An 18,271-nucleotide genomic window follows, 5' to 3' on the forward strand; every position below is an offset into this window, starting at 1 on the left:
GTCAGCCGCTACGAGCTGGACAAGGCCGCCGCGTTCGGCATCGACCGCAAGCGCACACCCTCAACCAGATCTTCCGGTTTGCCAACGCCCATAAGGTAACGAGGTTTGTCAGCGGGCATCTGGCCCGGCAGGTAATCCAGCACCTTGATCATTTCGTGCTTGGGCTCGCCCACCGACAGGCCGCCGATGGCCAGGCCGTCGAAGCCGATCTTGTCCAGCCCTTCGAGCGAGCGCATGCGCAGATCCTGGTGCATGCCGCCCTGCACGATGCCGAACAGCGCCGCCGTATTGTCGCCATGGGCGTTCTTCGAGCGCTGGGCCCAACGCAGCGACAGCTCCATGGACACCCGAGCGACGTCTTCGTCGGCCGGGTACGGGGTGCATTCGTCGAAGATCATCACGATGTCGGAGCCCAGGTCACGCTGAACCTGCATCGACTCCTCCGGGCCCATGAAGACCTTGGCGCCATCGACCGGCGAGGCGAAGGTCACGCCCTCCTCCTTGATCTTGCGCATGGCGCCGAGGCTGAACACCTGGAAGCCGCCGGAGTCGGTCAGGATCGGGCCTTTCCACTGCATGAAATCGTGCAGGTCGCCGTGCTTCTTGATCACTTCCATGCCGGGACGCAGCCACAGGTGGAAGGTGTTGCCCAGAATGATCTCAGCGCCGATCGCCTCGATGTCCCGCGGCAACATGCCCTTGACCGTACCGTAGGTGCCCACCGGCATGAACGCCGGGGTCTCGACGGTGCCGCGCGGGAAGGTCAGGCGGCCACGGCGGGCCTTGCCGTCGGTGGCCAGCAGCTCGAACGACATTCGACAGGTGCGACTCATACTGTTTCCTCTGGGCCGCGTGGAGCGGGATTGCGGGTGATGAACATCGCATCACCGTAGCTGAAAAAGCGGTAACCGTTGTCGACCGCTGCCTTGTAGGCGGCCATGGTCTCGGGATAACCGGCGAACGCCGAAACCAGCATCAACAGCGTGGACTCGGGCAAATGGAAGTTGGTGACCAGGGCATCGACCACATGGAACGGCCGGCCCGGGAAAATGAAGATATCGGTGTCGCCGCTGAACGGCTTGAGCACGCCGTCACGGGCAGCGCTCTCCAGCGAACGCACGCTGGTGGTGCCCACGGCGATCACCCGCCCGCCCCGCGCACGGCAGGCGGCGACGGCGTCGACCACGTCCTGGCCGACCTCCAGCCATTCGCTGTGCATGTGGTGGTCTTCGATCTTCTCGACGCGCACCGGCTGGAACGTGCCCGCACCGACGTGCAGCGTGACGAACGCGGTCTCGACGCCCTTGGCGGCGATCGCCTCCATCAGGGTCTGGTCGAAATGCAGGCCGGCGGTCGGTGCCGCCACCGCACCGAGGCGCTCGGCATACACGGTCTGGTAACGCTCGCGATCCGCGCCTTCATCCGGACGGTCGATATAGGGAGGCAACGGCATGTGCCCGACGCGGTCGAGCAGCGGCAGCACCTCTTCGGCGAACCCCAGCTCGAACAGCGCGTCGTGGCGGGCGAGCATCTCGGCCTCGCCACCGCCCTCGATGAGGATCTTCGAACCTGGCTTGGGCGACTTGCTGGAACGCACATGGGCCAGCACGCGGTGCGTGTCGAGCACCCGCTCGATGAGGATCTCCAGCTTGCCGCCGGACGCCTTCTGCCCGAACAGCCGCGCCGGAATCACCCGGGTATTGTTGAACACCATCAGATCGCCAGGGCGCAAATGCTCAAGCAAATCAGTGAATTGACGGTGTGCCAAAGCGCCGCTGACCCCGTCCAGGGTCAACAGGCGACTACCGCGACGCTCGGCCAACGGGTGGCGGGCGATCAGCGAATCAGGAAGCTCGAAGGTAAAGTCAGCAACGCGCATGATGGGGTTCGTCTAGCAGGGCCGGAAAGTCTAGCGGAATTATCAAAAATTGACCATGAAACGTGATTGACCAACGGTAGGCGGCTCTCTATACTTCGCCGCCATTAAGCCCTGATGGCGGAATTGGTAGACGCGGCGGATTCAAAATCCGTTTTCGAAAGGAGTGGGAGTTCGAGTCTCCCTCGGGGCACCACACAGCAGTACCTGAGAGTTTCTAGCAGCCTCTCAGCCCCAGAGAAACCGGTCATTTGGCCGGTTTTTTTGTGCCTGTCTGTCCACCACTGCCTCCCCTTATCCGTTGTATCCCTGTATCCCCGCTTGTATCCTGAGAAAAATACCAAACTTTGGGATACAAGGATGAAGCGCGCAGACATCAAGCGCCGCCCTCTCGCTGACACGACGCTTGCGGGACTGGAGCCGGAATCAAAGGAATACCGGGAACTGGACGGAAACGGTCTCTACTTCAGGGTTAAGCCTGATGGTGGTAAATCCTGGCAGCTTCGCTACAAGCGTCCGGCGGGCAATTGGGCTTGGATGGGGCTCGGGGGTTACCCTGAAGTAAGTGGTGCGTTGGCACGAGACAAAGCTGCGGAACTGCGCAAGGTAGTTAGCAGCGGGGCCGATCCTCTCGAACAGAAGCGCTCTGCCAAAGCTGCCATTGATGCTGCAAGGACTCGGACCTTCCGAGCTGCTGCTGAAGCTTGGCTCAAGGCCAAAGAAGAAAAGGGTCTCGCCCCGTCCACACTTAACAAAATCCGCACCTACCTCGACAAAGACATACTCCCGGCGCTGGGAGATAAGCCCCTTGACGAAATCACTCGTACTGACTGTGCAGAGCTCCAAGCATCTCTTGAAGCCCGGGACGCACACAATGTGGCGGAAAAGTGCCGCACGTGGATCAATCAGATATTCGGGCGAGCCATCGGTCTAGGCCTTACGGAGAACGATCCAGGTAGCCGCTTGCGAGACATTGCAGCTCAAGCCCCGAAAACTCAGCAGCATCCGCATTTGCTGGAGCCTGAGTTGGCAGAGTTCCTCCAAGCACTCAGAAACACCCCCAGCAGGCTGACGGCCCGAACTGCGGCATGGCTCTGCATCTGGACTGCATCTAGACCTGGCATGGTTCGGTTAGCTGAGTGGAAAGAGTTCGACCTTGATAGAGCAACATGGACGACGCCCGCCGCCAAGATGAAGATGCGCAGGGACTTTGTGTGCCCACTCCCTAAGCAAGCGCTCTCCGCCCTCAGAGAGCTTCACTGCCTCACAGGTCGTAGCCGCTGGCTGTTCCCCGGGGTGGGCGCTAAGAATCCGACGATTAGCGAAAACACGATCAACAAAGTCTTCGCGACTGTTGGCTACAAAGGTCGCTTGGTTGGTCATGGTACTCGTCATACGGCCAGCACTTTGCTCAGGGAACACGGCTGGCCAAAAGAGCATGTCGAAGCGCAGCTCGCTCACAAAGAAGAGGGAATTTCCGGGGTATATAACAAGGCTCAATATCTTGAGCACAGGGTGGAGATGATGCAGTGGTATGCAGATCACCTTGATGCTTTAGCAGGTGGAAATATGATCAACGCCAAGTTCAGTAAAGCGGTATGACTACGCATATCCGTCCCTTCATAATCCATGTTACCGGTGTTACTCGTGTAACGACCTTGGCCAAACGCCCGGATTCATTGGCTTTCAAGCCCGTTACACACATGAGCCACTTTCCGTACACCTCGTGTGACTTTGACCAAACGTGTAACGCGAGAACGACCCCATACTCGCTGCGGGCAGGCGTCGGGCTAGGCGCGTGCCGCTGGAGAAGATTGCACGACACAGGGCGCGGGATTGAGAGAAATGCTTTGGGGCCACATCAATGCCCATGAACATGAGCGAGATCGGCCAAGGCATTCAATGGCCAAGCTCAACGGCCGGTCTGAAGGAGTACCTATCTGCCCAACCGCTCTATTGCCTTTGCCACAAACAGATTCTGCATGCGTGCCAGCTTATCGACCGATGCCGCACACGCCTTCTTTTAGCCGGCCTCGGCGACGATCTTAATTCCATGTGCATCAGGGTGACGCAGCGCGAGGAGGCGATTTCACAGAATGCCATGTACGCCCCTCCCGAATACCTGGCGTGTGCTGTACGGCAATATGCTCGGTGCGACCTTGTCACAGACGATCAGGCATACGCGATGTACATCATGGCCTGCGCGGTGAAAGCCTTGGAGGTTTTGAATGATTGGATGCGTGATGCCGAACAAAGCGCCCTACCTAGCGGAATACCTATGCCGGACTGGCCATGGGATTTTTACTGCGAGTACGTGAAGAGCCAGGTCAACGAGGATGACCGCATGGATGCGCTGAACTTGTACGTTATTCACTTGGAACCGATCACGACTCTGCCTGCGTTACATCGCGATGAATTGAGACGTCTAGCCCTCAAGGCAATCAGAGAGGCGACTCGGCAAAAGGGTGGCCTCTTAAGTGGGAAAGATCGGGCCGCCGAGATGAGCGAACGCGACGCAGCCCTTGTCGAAAAGGCTCGCGCTCTGAAGCTGGACGGCATGTCACGATGCCATGTGACCACGGAAGTACACCGTTGGCTTAAACAACTGGTCGCCAAGCCGTACAAGCAAAGACCTGCCTGGTTCTCCCAGGAAACGGACAAGGCATTGTCCCGCAAACGTGTGGAAGCCATCCTTAAGCAACACAAGGTGTAGCTCACTGAAATTTCAAATGGAACTTAACTCCTTTGAAAATTCAATCGCCTAGACCATTGCCCTCGTTGTCCAAACCAATCGAGAGCAATACCTATGAACACCTCTGTTACCGACCTCTGCCGCAAGACGCCCACCAACTCCCCCTCCCTTTTTGACGCCGCTTCGACTTTGATCCGCATGCGCGAGGTTGAAGGCATCGTGGGGATGAAGCGCTCGACCATCTACAAACTGATGCAGCGCACCGACTGCGGTTTTCCGCAGCCCGTCAAACTCAGCAACAGCAGCGCGCGCGGCGCCCCAGTCGCCTGGGTGCTCTCTGAGGTTCAAGCCTGGGCTCGCAGCCGCATCGAGGCGCGCAACCAGGTGGCCGCATGAAGCGCACTTACAGCCCATTCAAGGGGCCATTTCACGACACCTACGCCATCGGGTTTCGCCTCTATGTCCCCGGAGCGATCAACTGGCGGCACCGCACCATCGCGGGCGTGAGCTGGAACGGTAATGACCAGGAGGCGTTCTTTTTCAGTCCTGACAGCCTCGCCCTGCCGCTGAAAGCCAATCCGTGGGAACTGCCTGAGCTGATTCGCCGCAATGCGGTGCGCAGGGAGTTCGCCAGTGTTCACGGCACCGGACATTTCGCCATGACGGCAGGCCGCCTTGCTTCGCTGAAGTCTCTCGGCACGACCGACTGGGTCACCTACTGGCTGGTCGACCAGTCGGGCGGATACGCGAACGATCCGGCTGTGTGGCAACGCATCACCGAACAAGATCTTGCGGTTGAAAGAGCGGCGAGCGAACGCGCTCATAACGACATGCGCTTGACCTCTGATCTGGCCGGTTATGTGGGTGAGTGCGTGGCGCAACGCCGCGAGCAACTGGCCGTAGAACACCGTCGTCGCTGCGCCGAGGACGACAAGATCCTGGCCTGGCTGAAAGGCGAAACACCGCCACCTCTGTTCGCCAACGTACAGGAGGCAGCATGAGCCACAAGACCGCGAACAACGCCTTGATGCACCCCTTTTCCGTGTTGCGTCGGATCGGCTTCTCGCCTCGCGTCATGCAGCGACTTGAACGCTATCGCAGCCAGCAGGACAGGCAAGGTCGAGTGGTGAGCGTGCTGAGCTGGGCCGACGGCACCTGGTGCGCCCTCTCCCTCCACTGCGAAAGGACCGGGGCTGTGGTCGTCGACGAGGGCCAGCAAATCGATGCCTACGAAGACGCCCGCTCCATGCTCAGCGGCGGATTTCTACCCCTTCTCTCCCTGCGCTGGGAAGCCCATGCCTGAAACGAAAACGCCTCCGGGGGCGATCCGGAGGCGTTGAGGTCAATCTACATGCACGAACAATCTATGCCGCACCTGAAAAAACCGCAAGCCATCAGCGCAGTTGCACTTTCGAAAAACGAACGCTACTCTCTGGCCGTCGCTGCAAATTCAGCGACCGGGTTTGGCGACCCGAGAAACTTGGCGCACAGGCGCCCCATCCGACAGCAGGCGCTTTTTTTGTGCCCGCCGTTTCGTGTTATGGCAGCTGTGCGTGGGAGACCTTCGGGTCTGCCGGGTTCCAAGTTCCCGGTTCGCCAACCTGCGCACAGCTGCCACCCTAAATCGTTTGGCGACGATCAGTGGCAGCTCCATCCTCAAACTTGGAGTGTCACCAATGTCTGCCCTCAATCCGTCCAAAATCCGCGCCGCTGCACACCGTGCAATGGCTCTCGCCGCTCTACACGCCAACTCCAGCCTCGCTACACGCCTCTCCCGCTACAACGCTCACATGGCCAAAGCCCGCGCGCTCGAAACCGCAGGCGGTGCCCAATGAACAACGACCTGAGCTGTGCCCTGCCCGAAGACCTGCTCTGCGTGAATCCGACCGCCGAAGCCGGTGTGCCCATCGACGCCATCACCTGCGCCATTGACCGTGCAGACTCGGTGCTGACCCTGCTCGAGGATCACTTCGAAAACGAGTCCTCGCGCCTTGCCAATCACGTCATTGCCGCCGTCCTCTGGGACGTGCGCGGCACCCTCGGCCTGATCAAGACGCTCGCCATGCACGGTGACAGCACCTCGACGCCTGCGGTGCGGAAAGGCGGTGTGCTATGACCACACACACCACAGTGGGCCATACCTCTTTCTCTGCCAGCACCACCGGCAAGAAGATGTTTCGAGTGAACTCGGGCATCCCGCTCGATGACGCCATGGAGACGATTTCGCTTCTGCAGCACTACGCCAATCAGCTCACGCTGGATGCGGCCATGAACGATAACGGTGAGCGATTCATCTGGTCCGCGTTCTATCTGGGTGAGATGGCCAAGGCCCTTCTCGACGATGTCAACGACGCGATGTTCCTGCCGAGGGCTGACGCATGAGCCAGCGACCGAATAGCGCCGCGAAACGTCCGAGCTTCGCCGACGTGAAAGCCGCCGCGCTGAAAGACATTGAACGTGTCTTGTCGCACTGGCTACCCAACGGCAAGCGCGTGGACGGCGGCAAGGAATACACCGCCCCCAATCCGACCCGCAGCGACAAGCGCGCCGGATCGCTTAAGGTCAGCTTGAGCAAGGGCACCTGGGCCGACTTCGCCACAGGCGACAAGGGCGGCGACCTGATCGACCTGGTTCGCTATTTGGAGGGCGGAACGGATGTCGATGCCTGCAACAAGTTGGCCGATCTACTCAACGTCGCGCCCGGCGCCGCCAAGACAAAGGCCGCACCGAGCAAACCGAAGACGCCGACGTGGAACTCCATCCAGCCGATACCGGCCGAGGCCATGAACAAGTGCCCGGCCAAGCACCGTGAACACGGTGCCCCGTCCAAGATCTGGGTCTATCGCGATACGCAGGGTCAGCCCCTCATGGCGCTGTACCGCTTCGACCTCGGCCCCGACGAGGACGGCAAGCCGAAGAAGGTCTTTGCACCCCTGACATGGTGTCAGCGCGCCGATGGGCAAACCAAGCAGTGGCGCTGGCAGGGCCTGCCGGATCCGCGTCCGCTGCTGCGCCTTGATGAGCTGGCGCAGCGCGCTGATGCACCGGTGGTTCTGTGCGAAGGCGAGAAAGCCGCCGATGCCGCCGCCGAGCTGCTGCCGGACTACGTGGCCACCTGCTGGCCGAACGGCTCCAACTCCTGGCACAAGACTAACCTGACACCGCTCAAGGGACGCGACGTACTGTTGTGGCCGGACAACGACGTCAGCGGCAAAGCCTGCATGGCCACCGTCGCCGAGAGGCTGCGGGAAATCGGCGCCGCCTCGATCCGGGTCATCGCGCTGGAGGTGTTCAAGCGCAAACCGACGCTGAAGAACGACCGCGCCGCGTTCGCCAAGGGTGGTCAATGGGACGACGGCGACGACGCGGCCGACGCGCTCGACAAAGGCTGGACCGCCGGCCACTTCTCCGCGCTGGAAAGCAGCGGTGAGCTGTTCGGCATGATCGAAGAAAAGACGATAGTTGCCCTGGTGGAACCCGAGCCGGAACCGAAACCCAAAGCACCGGCCAAGCGACCGGCGAAATCGAAAAACGACCTGATGCCCGGCGGCTTTCGCCTGACGCCCGAGGGTGTGTTTTATGCCGGCGATGACGGCGAGGCGCGCCCGGTGTGCTCGCCGCTGGCGATACTCGCGCGAACCCGCGACGAGAAGGGCCACAACTGGGGCTTGCTCGTCGAGTTCGACGACCCCGACGGCACCAAGAAGCGCTGGAACATACCGGCACGCACCATGACCGGCGACTTCGGCAAGGACGTGCTCGGCCCGCTGGTGGACATGGGATTGCGTCTCGCCGGCAGCCGTTCGGGGCGCAACGCACGCAACGACCTGCAGAGTTACCTGGGCGGCTTCGACAGTGCGCAGCGTGCGCGTTTGGTCACCCGCTTGGGCTGGCACGACAACGCCTTTCTGCTGCCTGAGCAGCAGGTCGGCGCGCACGCCGAACACCTGCACTTCTACGAGGCCGGCGCCCAGCTTCCGCCGATCAGCGAAGCGGGCACGTTGGAGCAATGGCAACAGCAGATCGGCGCACTGTGTGTCGGCAACCACCGCTTGGCGTTTGTCGTCGGCGTCGCCTTCGCCGGCCCACTGCTGCACATGCTCGGCCACGAGTCGGGCGGTTTTCACCTGTACGGCGACAGCTCCGGCGGCAAGACCACTCACCTGCAGGTCGCCGCCTCGATCTACGGCGGACCGCGTCTGGTGCGCTCGTGGCGCTCGACCGACAACGCGCTGGAGTCGATCGCCGCCGCGCATTCCGACGGGCTCCTTGTGCTCGATGAAATCGGCATGTGCGATGCCCGCATCATCGGAGAGACGGTCTACATGCTCGGCAACGGCACCGGCAAGGCCCGCGCCAATGACCGGGGCCAGGCCAGCCGGCAGGTTCAGGAATGGCGTCTGCTGTTCCTGTCCACCGGCGAGAAGACCTTGGCGCAGCACATGGCCGAAGCCAACAAGGAACTGAAAGCGGGCATGGAGGTGCGCATGCTCGCCGTCCCGGCCGATGCCAGCAAAGGCCTCGGCATGTTCGACACACTCAACGGCTTTGAGGACGCCGCCGCTTTGTCCGACGCACTCAAGGCGCGAGTGGCGAACTACTACGGCACCCCGCTTACCGCGTTCCTGACCGCCCTGTGCGAACCCGGCAAGCGTCTTGGTTGGGCAGCGATCCTGCGCCGCACGTTGGAGGGCTTCATTGCCAAGTCGCTCCCGGCATCTGCCAGCGGACAGGCGCACCGTGCCGCTGCCCGCTTCGGTCTCGCAGCCGCCGCCGGCGAGCTGGCCACCGCCATGGGCATCACGGGCTGGCCGGACGGCACGGCCACCACCGCGGCTCGGGTGTGCCTGAGCGCTTGGCTGAACGAGCGCGGCGGTGCCGGCAACTTCGAGGGCGATGCGATCTTGGCGCGGCTGCGCCAGGTCATCGAGCGCTTCGGCGAAAGCCGCTTCACCCGTTGGGAATCGGCGGCGGCCAAGATCGACGAACACGGTCCACGCACCATCGACCGCCTCGGCTTTCGCAAGACGCTGGAGCACGGCATGGGTGACACCATGCACACCACGAACACCTACTACGTGCTGCCCGAGGCGTGGCGCTCGGAGATCTTCCGGGGCATGAACATCAACGCCGTGAACAAGGAGCTGTTGCAACGCGGCGTGTTGGAACCTAGCAGCGACGGCAAGGCGTCGAGTCTGGTGCGGCTACCCGGCCTGGGGCCCCAGCGCTGCTACATCGTGAAGGCGATTCCGGGAACGGATGAGAGCGAGGCTCGGGCTGCCTGAAGGCACGTCCGCTGATCGAGGTAGCGCCGGCTCATTCCCGGCCTCGCCAGCCGCTCATTCAACCCATACCCAATTTTTGAAGGAACAAGACAGATGAACGAATTCCACGCTTCTACCGAACAACCCGAACTGCTGGCCGGCGAAGTGGACAGCCGGGAGACCATCGGCCTTGCACAACCCGTTTCCGAGAACCTTCACGCCCCTGGTCATCGCGGCAAGAAGCAACGGTTGATTGACGAGATCAACCAACTGACCGCCCAACGCGATCAACACCTGCGCGAAGCTGAACAGCACCACGCCAAGATGGCGCCTTTGGAGGCGCTATTGGAAGGGGACGAGGTCATCGAGGCGGACCGGTTGACCGAAATCCACAAGGAGCACAGCAGCCTGAAACTTCCGTACGACTCCGGTAAGCACCGTGCCTGGCTGCTCGATGCAAAGATTACCCGGCGCGAGCAACTGCTCAATCATGAAACCCTGATGGCGGGGTACACCGAGTCGATGGCGAACTGGAAAGCCGACGAGCAAGAGCTAAACGAAAAACGCGACAGCCTCAGCATCCGCTTAGCACAGATCCAGCAGCAAGCAGAAGAGGACATGGCCAGGGCCCGGCAAGCCGAAACCGATGCCGCCACCGCATACGCGCAAGCGGTGGCCTGGGGCGACACCGAGGGCGAAAAGAACGCCAACACCGACGCGCAGAAGGCCGCGAAAAACCTCACAACGGCGACCGAACACAATCGGCGCCAACACCTGATCATCACTGCGCTGGAGCAGGAACTGGCCATCGTCGACCAGCACATCGACGAGGCGCAAAGGGAGCACCAAACCATCCAGAGAACTGCCTTGTCGCTGGCCCGGACAGTGTTGGAGGAACGGTGGAACGAACAAGCGCAAGCGCTGATGGAGGTGGGCGGCATGTTGTGGAATGTGCAAGGCATGCTGGGAGGCGAACACCTCAGCCTGATGAGGCTGGTACTTCCACAAGAAGGCGAAGACTTCCACAGCTGGACCTGGCGCGAGCTGGCGGATCGATCCGGCCAGCACAGCACGCAAGCCATCCTTTCGCTGTAACGCGTTGAGCCACCGAAACAGCCTACGCAGGTAGGCTGTTTAAACCTCCCCAGGCGCTACAGAATGATCATTCAAATAGACCTCAGAAACACTCCCAACTGGAAAGACCTACTGAAAACACGAATAGGCTCCTTAAAAGAAATGTTGGAGCTCGTGGACAAAACCCGCAAAAAAACGAAAGTCGAGACTCTTACCGTAAATTTGATCAAGTCCGAGATCATTAGCATCCGAGAGTATTTGAAACTGTCAGAATAGCGCTGAACTCGTCAGCCGCACGAACATTCAAACTGTCATCAGACAAATATAGGAAACAAACATGTCCAAACTTGCCGAATACCGTCAGCTGGAAAAACACCTGGCTGAGCAGATGCAGGCGCTGGAAGCGCTGAAGAGCGACGGCGCACTGAAAAAAGAGATCGAGTTCGAGACCAAGCTGCGCGAGCTGCTGAACCGGTACGGTTTCAGCCTCAAGCACATCATCAACTTGCTGGACTCTCAGCATAGCACTAAGCGCGCTTCAACGCCGGCGGCGGCATCTGGCAAACGCAAGTCTCGCGAGCTCAAGGTCTACAAGAACCCGCACACCGGCGAAGTGGTTGAAACCAAAGGCGGCAATCACAAGACGCTGAAGGAGTGGAAAACAAAGCACGGCGCCGACGAGGTTGAAAGCTGGCTGAAAAAGTAAAGTAACGTCACCTGAAAAAGGGCCCATGCGGGCCCTTTCTTTAGCGAACCTAATTCTCCACCACAACAGCAAACCCACTTTGCAAAAAACAAATACACAAACTAAATTTATCTATTAAGCACCAAACTGCATCGACTCGCTGCAATATCACCAGCAAACTTCTTGAACTTTCCTTGCTTTGTAGTGCCATTCAAATATCTAACAGTAACGATCTGATTCCTTCCTATTGAATCGGCAGCAGCTTTCTTCTCGAGAAAAGGAAACATCCCACCACTCACTGAGTCTTCGTAAAACTCTTCATCGATCATAGCTCTAAAACTATGATCAATCACTTGAGAAAAGTCCTCAGGAAAATGTATTAAAGAAAACTCACTCACATCCCTAATGTTTGGCACGTACTGCATCAATTTAGTCGACAACTCCAACTCCCTTGGAGTTTGAGTGTACAACTTGAACCGAAGCAACAAAAGTATCATCGAACCTGACTTAATAGTCTCATCAGGCAAGCTTCCGCTTATAACAGTCCGCTCGAAAGAAGCCTCTGCGGCATCTAGAAGCGCGATACAACGATCTGTTTCACCTTCAACAAATAGCACTCGAAAAATATCATGCACCAATCTAAAATCAGTATTTAGAAGCAAACTATCTTCAGGAGCTATATACTCACCAATATACTTATCAAACAGATCAGTCTTGGATACATTCTCACCCTCCGATATAAGGATACCAAGTGTAACTATTTGCCTCATGCTCTCCTTAGGCATTTTACTGCAGAGCATTGCGAGTCTAGCAAGGTTAGGAATGATAGAATAAACACCTTCCCTAACAGCATCGGAAACACAGGACACCACCATCTCGGCAGCGCTCAACTCCTGCTTATCCTCAACAGATATTATGTACTCAACAAATGATTTTGCTTCTTTGTAGCTATTTACAGCAACCAGCCTGCCTATCAAAGCTATGCATTCTCTCGCACCAAATCTCAACTGATTCATAACAGTACCTCCAGACAAAGAGATACGAGAATCGATTATATTATTTGCACACTTCACATAGTAAGAAGCTTGCACAGACACCTCGGTCTCGTAAGTTGCGCGTTCGTAAAGCAACGTACTCCTCACCTCAGAATCACTTGACTCCAGCGAAAGATCTAGATAATGCTTTCCACGATCCGACTGCCCAATGATTTGGTAATACCTACTCAACTGATAGTAAGCAGTATACAAAATTTCATTTTCGGCACCTATTTTTGAAGGGGGGTGAGATGCAAGATATTTTAACCCTCTGTTCAGTAAATCTTCGATATCTGGATCTGCTTCCGTTACACCCTGCTCATTCGCATGATTTTCGGCAAGCCATATACTTGCCAAATTAATACAGGCCTCTGCATAAAATAGATTCTTTTTACCGTCAACAGTAGAGCTCAGAATTTTATTAAAATGTTCAGCGGCCTCTAGAAACCTATTCGAAAACATATAGCAAATGCCAAGCCAGTGATGTTTTGCGTTGATCAACTCCAAATCACCAACACCCTCTGTAACGCAGCCCTCATACTCAGCAATCGCCGAAGCAATGTCACTCATCTGAACAAAACAAAATCCAACATTTAACTTACTTGCAAGTTTCCCCTCAGCACTGTTAGCTTGTAACATTGACTCCTTAAAAAGTGCAATTGCCTCCTCATACCGATGAAGCTTCACTTTCTCATGAGCGCGCTCATCAATACTAAGCAGTTCGCTCTCAATGTCCGATATCCACTTCTCAGACAACGACTCAGACATAATTCTATTTTTAAAAAAAATCTCATCCGCTTCTTGCTTTGGAGTACTAATACCAGCCAAATACAGTCTATCTTTCACCTTATCGGATAGAGTAGAGCTCTTTCCGTAGTGCATAGCCATTACAGAGTTGCGAAGTTCTTTATCACTCTGAACCCTAGTCCTAATATGATCAAATGGAGGCAGATCGTAACTTTTCAAATAAAGAGAACTGACCAAACGATCGATACTATCGCTATCTAGAGTCGAAATCTCCTCTAGAACACTCTCAGCAGCCGAACATAAATCCCAAGTAACCCGAGGATTACCGGAGGTCCAATAAAATATTCGCTCAACAACATCTTCTGGCAGATCCAAATCACACTGAGAAAGGAACTGCTTAGTCTCTTCAAATGTGAAATCATCCAGATAAATTTTTTCACCAATGTTGAATGGAGAAATTGCCTTGTTTTTAATTAATTCCGATGGATCCGCAACACCGGACAGGACATAAGTAAGCCTTTTGAAAACAGGATAGTTAGTTCGCCCGGAAAAATAAATACTACGAATCAAAGAAAATACATTATCAGAATAGTCAACATTAGTTAGCGCATCAATTTCATCAAGACAAATTATCAGTTTTCCGGAAAGGCTATCCAAAATAGCCTTTAACTCCAACTCATGCTCCTTATGTGGCTGCAAATTAATCGTAACATTCCGCGATACCGAGATTTGTGCCAACAATGACGTAACTAGCTCTTCATTGGATAAAACCGTAGTATCAATAATATTACGAAAAAAAGATCGCAAATCAGAAAAATTATTAGAAACATCCAAATATGAAAAGCAGTTTCCCTGTTGATCTAATTCGCGCTTTGCATTAAGGAGCAGGTTAGTTTTCCCCATCTGCCGAGATACAAGAACATACCCCGGCCTACCCATATCCTCAATAATTTGTTTCAACTGAACATCAGCTTGCCGAACTACATATAAGTCTTTTGGAACAATCGCAAACGGCTTTATCTTTTTCGAAGACATGTCATTTAATCCTAAAATTGAAAACCTTGAGCTGTCATTCTGAGGAGCTCATCGTTACTTTTATGAGGATAAGAGATTTTTGTTTTAAAAAAGGTCTTCAAATACCTTGGCGACCCACAAGCGCTACCGATTAGCATCGGCGGGAGATCATCAGGAGTCAACGATTTCAAATTAGGAAGTATAAGATCGACCAGAGACTGGAGTTCTTCATCAGTCCACTTTGAGCACTCAACAAAACTCATGTAGCCACGCAGCTTTGCCTGATTGCGAACAAGACTCATATTAGGCTCCCCTAAAGATGATACTACGATACGAAATGAGTTGGCTTTCGTTAACTGTTTAACTGAGTTCAGCAACTCCTCTATTAACGCAACCAACTCGGCCTCAACCGTGTCGCAACCTGTCTGGCTTGGAACTTCATCAATATATATAAAAAGATATCTATTACTATTTACACCTTCGGAAATCAGCCGAGCAAGATTGCTAAAGCTTCGTTCAGGCATTGTCTCAAAACCATTCTCCGACAAGTGAATTGTTTCTATCATCTCCGCGACAAACGAATTTCTATCAGCAGTGCATTGAGAAAAGCATAATTCTATGGCACCAGCCCCAGCCTGACTCAAAAGCCTTTTAACAATAGAGGTTTTTCCCGCTCCGGATGGGCCATATATCCAGAAGCTAGAAAAACTAAAGTCTCGGTGAACCTGCTCGTCAATATTTCTTTTTAGATAATAAGGCTCACAGCTCTCTTCATAAATATCGAAAAGAGGCCCTTGCGCGACAACATCTTCGCGGAGCAACTTTCCTTGTGAGCTTTTATCGACAACTGGAAGTCCTACTTTAGGAAAAAAAGTATAACTTAGAAAGTCGAGTAGCAAACAATGACTTAGATGATTTACGTCTGTAGGCTTCACAATGGATGAATGACTGGTTCTAGGTATTATCCTTCGACCCGAAAAATATCGTGATGCGGAATGTTCCATGACAATCGGTTCAAATCCTGGAAGCCAACGAAAATGTATTAACCCTGTATGTTCAACACCTTCTATACCTAGAAAGCTATCATGAGGTCTCGAATCGATAAAACTCTTGAATCGGCCATCTAAGTCTGTAAGCAATTCACTATTTTTCCTCAACTGGAGCCCTGTCCTATTCTTATAGAACTTGGCCACTTTCACTAATCTATCAGCATAGTCTGAACCAATGGACGGAGACGCCATCAAAACCAGTCCAATTTTATGATCAGCAAAACTCTCCCTGTAGCACTCAAGCATGTATCTTGTAACAATACCGCCAAGGCTATGACAAATGAATATAATTTTTTTAAAGCTGAGGGGGGGACTCTCTCCAGAATGGCTTGCTCGTCTTAAAGCATTATATAGTTCTTCAGCACACTCCCGCACACCATACACACCAGAGTCTGCGTCCGTAAAATATCCACCCAAAAAAATTGACGACTGCGGTATTCTTGGGTCTGCTAAAAGTAAATCAGGCCAAAATACTTTCGCCACTGCATCCCGCCAACATTTTTCAGAGTTTGAAAAAAAACCGTGCACGAAAACGAATACTGTATCAGTGGTACTGTCGAACAAATGCCAGGTATTATTTTGCGTCATTTATAAAAGCCATCCGTTCCATATTTATTTCCCTGAGCAATCCTGAATAGAAAACCTATATTTGCTCAACATATCTATAAACTCAGAATCTACTGATCACCAAAAATCATAGCTTCGGTTATATTAAAACAACAAAGCTGCGCTTTTGAAGCGAAACACACCTATTTTCACTGCCAAAATGCACGTGCCGTGGCATGAGCTTTTTCTTCGTACGCCTTCCCTGAGCATCGATTGATATTTACACCATCCCACCTACTGGAATTTCGCGATTTCACGTCACGACCATGCGACCAAAAAACCTTTCGACCCACAATAAAAACTTCCACTCATAATGATATGCAGCACTAAAAGTGAATTATGTCAAGCAGTAACCACCAAAGCGTATTCATTAGCACATAAATTTTAGCTATTTCCTTGCTACGCCCGTCAGGTGACAAACATCGCCAGACGACGCTTTTAGCTTATATTAGCTCCGTACCTAGTCTTCTCGATATGCACCTATTCGATTTTTCCCGCTAAGCCCTTCGCTTCTATCAATGCACTATGCGTTACACGACACGTATGGGTAACACGCCAAAACTGGGCAGATTTAAAGCGAGGTTACAAATTTTTTATTTTTAAAATCAACGAGTTAACTTGATTTGTTACACCGGTAACATGAGTAACACTGATTTTTATAGGAGGACATCCCCCCGCTCCCCAAATGCAGGATTCCCCCCAGCGAACGTCCCACGTATTACCAACACCTACCGGGATCCCTCAGGCTTACGCTGAATTGTTGGGTCGGACACCCGCCGGACTTTGTTGACGGACAGGTTCCCAGCTTAGTGACCAGGTGAACACAGAGTTCACCAGTGCAATTGCACAAGCTGCTAAGAGGTCGCCGGGGCCCCAGAGCATTTCTAAATGCCACGGGGCATAAAGACTGGCTGACTTTTTTGCATTGGGTGGCAGGTTGACGACCGAAAACGTGCGGAATCATCAACACAAAGGGCCATCATTACCAACACGGTAACGATGGCCCTTTTTCAACGAAATCCTTTCGATTTCAATGATTGAAATTCAATAAGCTCGAGGTCGTGCCACTAACAAGTTCCCGCGGGTTTCCGACCCCGTGCTCTTCAGATACTCCCAGGGGCCCCCGGCGGCATTCCGGAGACTGATTGCTTTCTGCCATCCCCCAGCTAACCTTCATCCCTGCTGGTCATCGCATATCCATACCAGCACCATAGCCATGGTTAAAGATGTTGAGTCATCAACGATCCGACACACGGAAGCGAGGACTAGCAAATGCAATCATTTATCGTGAACAGAAACGTCCAACCTAACGGCGACTACGAAGTGCACAACACGACGACTGGATGCAGATTCATGCCGTTGCCACAGAACCAGGTACCACTCGGAAATCATCTCACCTGCATCGGTGCTGTAGACGCCGCCCGAGCGGTAAACCCGACTCTGCGAGTCAATGGTTGCTACTACTGCTGTAACCCTTGCCACACCAGCTAGGTGGCTGGGAGTGCATGGCTGGATACGGGTCGTTTATGTCTTATACTAGGATTGTGCAATCATAGACCGAAGCAGCCTGTATCCCCGTGTGTATCCCTCATTATGTAATCCTGCTATAAGCCACGGATTACATGGAGGATTCCAGTCTCCCTCGGGGCACCATATGCAGCACTTAGACGACTACCAACGTCTACGTAACATCTCTAGAGCCCGCTAACAGCGGGCTTTTTTGTTATTGGGGATTTATCTCCTCCCCCTCCCTCACCGATCGCGAATCCGATCAGGCCACGCCAATGCACCGGGCGCTGCCACTGCCCGTTTCCAGACTGCCCGTTTCCAGATAGTGGCGAGCAACGTCCCGCCATCAACGATGGCAAGCTGACCAAGATAAACTCGTCACCATCCCTGCGGCATGATCAATTGCACGGCGCCGGCTCGAGCATGGCCGCGCTTCGCGGCGATCAAGCCCAGGCAAGGCATTTGGAGTGCTGCATCGCCCGGTGTCTCCAGGGAAAGCCAGAACGCGGCACAGCCCCTCTCTGCGGGCATCACAGCCACGCGCTACCGCCATTGCACAGTTGGCGGGAACAAACGCATGCGTTTGCGAGAGACCACCCTGGACAGCCCTACACCCCTCCTCCGCACGGCAATCATCAGCCAAGCCCCTGTGAGTGCCCCCACCGGGAAAGTCGACGCACAGAACTTTCCTGCGGGCAAAACAAAACCCCAACCGCTTTCG

At 54.6% G+C, this 18,271-nt stretch carries 13 protein-coding genes, 1 tRNA gene and 1 pseudogene; 11 read left to right on the forward strand and 4 right to left on the reverse strand.

Annotation, left to right across the window (positions count from 1 at the left end; translation table 11 throughout):
• Positions 1-50: 50 nt before the first annotated feature.
• Both tgt and queA read right to left on the reverse strand, forming a co-directional pair.
• Positions 51-815 (reverse strand): annotated as a pseudogene (gene tgt / locus ACIP0B_RS24375) (tRNA guanosine(34) transglycosylase Tgt); the annotation flags it as partial.
• Positions 816-829: 14 nt separating this feature from the next.
• The gene (gene queA / locus ACIP0B_RS24380; RefSeq protein WP_400836734.1) at positions 830-1,879 is read right to left on the reverse strand and encodes a tRNA preQ1(34) S-adenosylmethionine ribosyltransferase-isomerase QueA; all 1,050 of its coding nucleotides are present in this window, start codon (positions 1,877-1,879) and stop codon (positions 830-832) included.
• A 108-nt stretch (positions 1,880-1,987) separates the two neighbouring features.
• On the opposite strand from queA, the gene ACIP0B_RS24385 reads away from it, so the two are divergent.
• The 11 genes from ACIP0B_RS24385 to ACIP0B_RS24435 all read left to right on the forward strand — a co-directional run bounded on the left by ACIP0B_RS24385 (position 1,988) and on the right by ACIP0B_RS24435 (position 11,612).
• Positions 1,988-2,072: transfer RNA gene (locus ACIP0B_RS24385), tRNA-Leu, on the forward strand.
• Positions 2,073-2,236: 164 nt separating this feature from the next.
• Positions 2,237-3,478: a tyrosine-type recombinase/integrase gene (locus ACIP0B_RS24390; protein ID WP_400836736.1), complete on the forward strand. Its 1,242-nt coding sequence runs from the start codon at positions 2,237-2,239 to the stop codon at positions 3,476-3,478.
• 274 nt (positions 3,479-3,752) lie between these two features.
• Positions 3,753-4,589: a hypothetical protein gene (locus tag ACIP0B_RS24395; RefSeq protein WP_400836738.1), complete on the forward strand. Its 837-nt coding sequence runs from the start codon at positions 3,753-3,755 to the stop codon at positions 4,587-4,589.
• Between the two features lie 93 nt (positions 4,590-4,682).
• Positions 4,683-4,964: a helix-turn-helix transcriptional regulator gene (locus ACIP0B_RS24400; protein ID WP_400836740.1), complete on the forward strand. Its 282-nt coding sequence runs from the start codon at positions 4,683-4,685 to the stop codon at positions 4,962-4,964.
• Positions 4,961-5,569: a hypothetical protein gene (locus tag ACIP0B_RS24405; RefSeq protein ID WP_400836742.1), complete on the forward strand. Its 609-nt coding sequence runs from the start codon at positions 4,961-4,963 to the stop codon at positions 5,567-5,569. The genes ACIP0B_RS24400 and ACIP0B_RS24405 overlap by 4 nt, the downstream gene beginning before the upstream one ends.
• A complete protein-coding gene (locus ACIP0B_RS24410) occupies positions 5,566-5,871 on the forward strand; it encodes a hypothetical protein (protein ID WP_400836744.1) in 306 nt (101 codons plus the stop codon). The genes ACIP0B_RS24405 and ACIP0B_RS24410 overlap by 4 nt, the downstream gene beginning before the upstream one ends.
• A gap of 528 nt (positions 5,872-6,399) precedes the next feature.
• Positions 6,400-6,684, forward strand: coding sequence for a hypothetical protein (locus ACIP0B_RS24415; protein ID WP_400836746.1), 285 nt, complete (start codon positions 6,400-6,402; stop codon positions 6,682-6,684).
• Positions 6,681-6,950 carry a DUF3077 domain-containing protein gene (locus ACIP0B_RS24420; protein ID WP_400836748.1) on the forward strand — a complete coding sequence of 90 codons (270 nt, stop codon included), beginning with the start codon at positions 6,681-6,683 and terminating at the stop codon, positions 6,948-6,950. The genes ACIP0B_RS24415 and ACIP0B_RS24420 overlap by 4 nt, the downstream gene beginning before the upstream one ends.
• Complete coding sequence (locus tag ACIP0B_RS24425) at positions 6,947-9,853, forward strand: DUF927 domain-containing protein (protein ID WP_400836751.1); 2,907 nt, start codon at positions 6,947-6,949, stop codon at positions 9,851-9,853. Before ACIP0B_RS24420 ends, ACIP0B_RS24425 begins: the two co-directional genes overlap by 4 nt.
• Before the next feature lie 231 nt (positions 9,854-10,084).
• Positions 10,085-10,927: a chromosome segregation protein SMC gene (locus ACIP0B_RS24430; protein WP_400836763.1), complete on the forward strand. Its 843-nt coding sequence runs from the start codon at positions 10,085-10,087 to the stop codon at positions 10,925-10,927.
• Between the two features lie 316 nt (positions 10,928-11,243).
• Positions 11,244-11,612, forward strand: a complete 369-nt coding sequence (locus ACIP0B_RS24435; protein WP_400836754.1) for a histone-like nucleoid-structuring protein, MvaT/MvaU family — start codon at positions 11,244-11,246, stop codon at positions 11,610-11,612.
• Positions 11,613-11,719: 107 nt separating this feature from the next.
• Here the strand turns inward: ACIP0B_RS24435 and ACIP0B_RS24440 are convergent, their stop codons facing one another.
• Positions 11,720-14,407, reverse strand: a complete 2,688-nt coding sequence (locus tag ACIP0B_RS24440; RefSeq protein WP_400836757.1) for an AAA-like domain-containing protein — start codon at positions 14,405-14,407, stop codon at positions 11,720-11,722.
• An 11-nt stretch (positions 14,408-14,418) separates the two neighbouring features.
• Positions 14,419-16,023, reverse strand: a complete 1,605-nt coding sequence (locus ACIP0B_RS24445; RefSeq protein WP_400836760.1) for an AAA family ATPase — start codon at positions 16,021-16,023, stop codon at positions 14,419-14,421.
• Positions 16,024-18,271 lie beyond the last annotated feature (2,248 nt).

The sequence above is a fragment of the Pseudomonas sp. NPDC089534 genome, assembly GCF_044749305.1.
Taxonomy (GTDB): domain Bacteria; phylum Pseudomonadota; class Gammaproteobacteria; order Pseudomonadales; family Pseudomonadaceae; genus Aquipseudomonas; species Aquipseudomonas ekonensis.

Excerpts from the sequence above, each read along its gene's own strand:
- ACIP0B_RS24400 (WP_400836740.1), top strand. The coding sequence starts at position 4,683 with ATGAACACCTCTGTTACCGACCTCTGCCGCAAGACGCCCACCAACTCC.
- queA (WP_400836734.1), bottom strand. The coding sequence starts at position 1,879 with ATGCGCGTTGCTGACTTTACCTTCGAGCTTCCTGATTCGCTGATCGCC.
- ACIP0B_RS24405 (WP_400836742.1), top strand. The coding sequence starts at position 4,961 with ATGAAGCGCACTTACAGCCCATTCAAGGGGCCATTTCACGACACCTAC.
- ACIP0B_RS24415 (WP_400836746.1), top strand. The coding sequence starts at position 6,400 with ATGAACAACGACCTGAGCTGTGCCCTGCCCGAAGACCTGCTCTGCGTG.
- ACIP0B_RS24445 (WP_400836760.1), bottom strand. The coding sequence starts at position 16,023 with ATGACGCAAAATAATACCTGGCATTTGTTCGACAGTACCACTGATACA.
- ACIP0B_RS24390 (WP_400836736.1), top strand. The coding sequence starts at position 2,237 with ATGAAGCGCGCAGACATCAAGCGCCGCCCTCTCGCTGACACGACGCTT.
- ACIP0B_RS24395 (WP_400836738.1), top strand. The coding sequence starts at position 3,753 with ATGAGCGAGATCGGCCAAGGCATTCAATGGCCAAGCTCAACGGCCGGT.
- ACIP0B_RS24410 (WP_400836744.1), top strand. The coding sequence starts at position 5,566 with ATGAGCCACAAGACCGCGAACAACGCCTTGATGCACCCCTTTTCCGTG.
- ACIP0B_RS24440 (WP_400836757.1), bottom strand. The coding sequence starts at position 14,407 with ATGTCTTCGAAAAAGATAAAGCCGTTTGCGATTGTTCCAAAAGACTTA.
- ACIP0B_RS24435 (WP_400836754.1), top strand. The coding sequence starts at position 11,244 with ATGTCCAAACTTGCCGAATACCGTCAGCTGGAAAAACACCTGGCTGAG.
- ACIP0B_RS24425 (WP_400836751.1), top strand. The coding sequence starts at position 6,947 with ATGAGCCAGCGACCGAATAGCGCCGCGAAACGTCCGAGCTTCGCCGAC.
- ACIP0B_RS24420 (WP_400836748.1), top strand. The coding sequence starts at position 6,681 with ATGACCACACACACCACAGTGGGCCATACCTCTTTCTCTGCCAGCACC.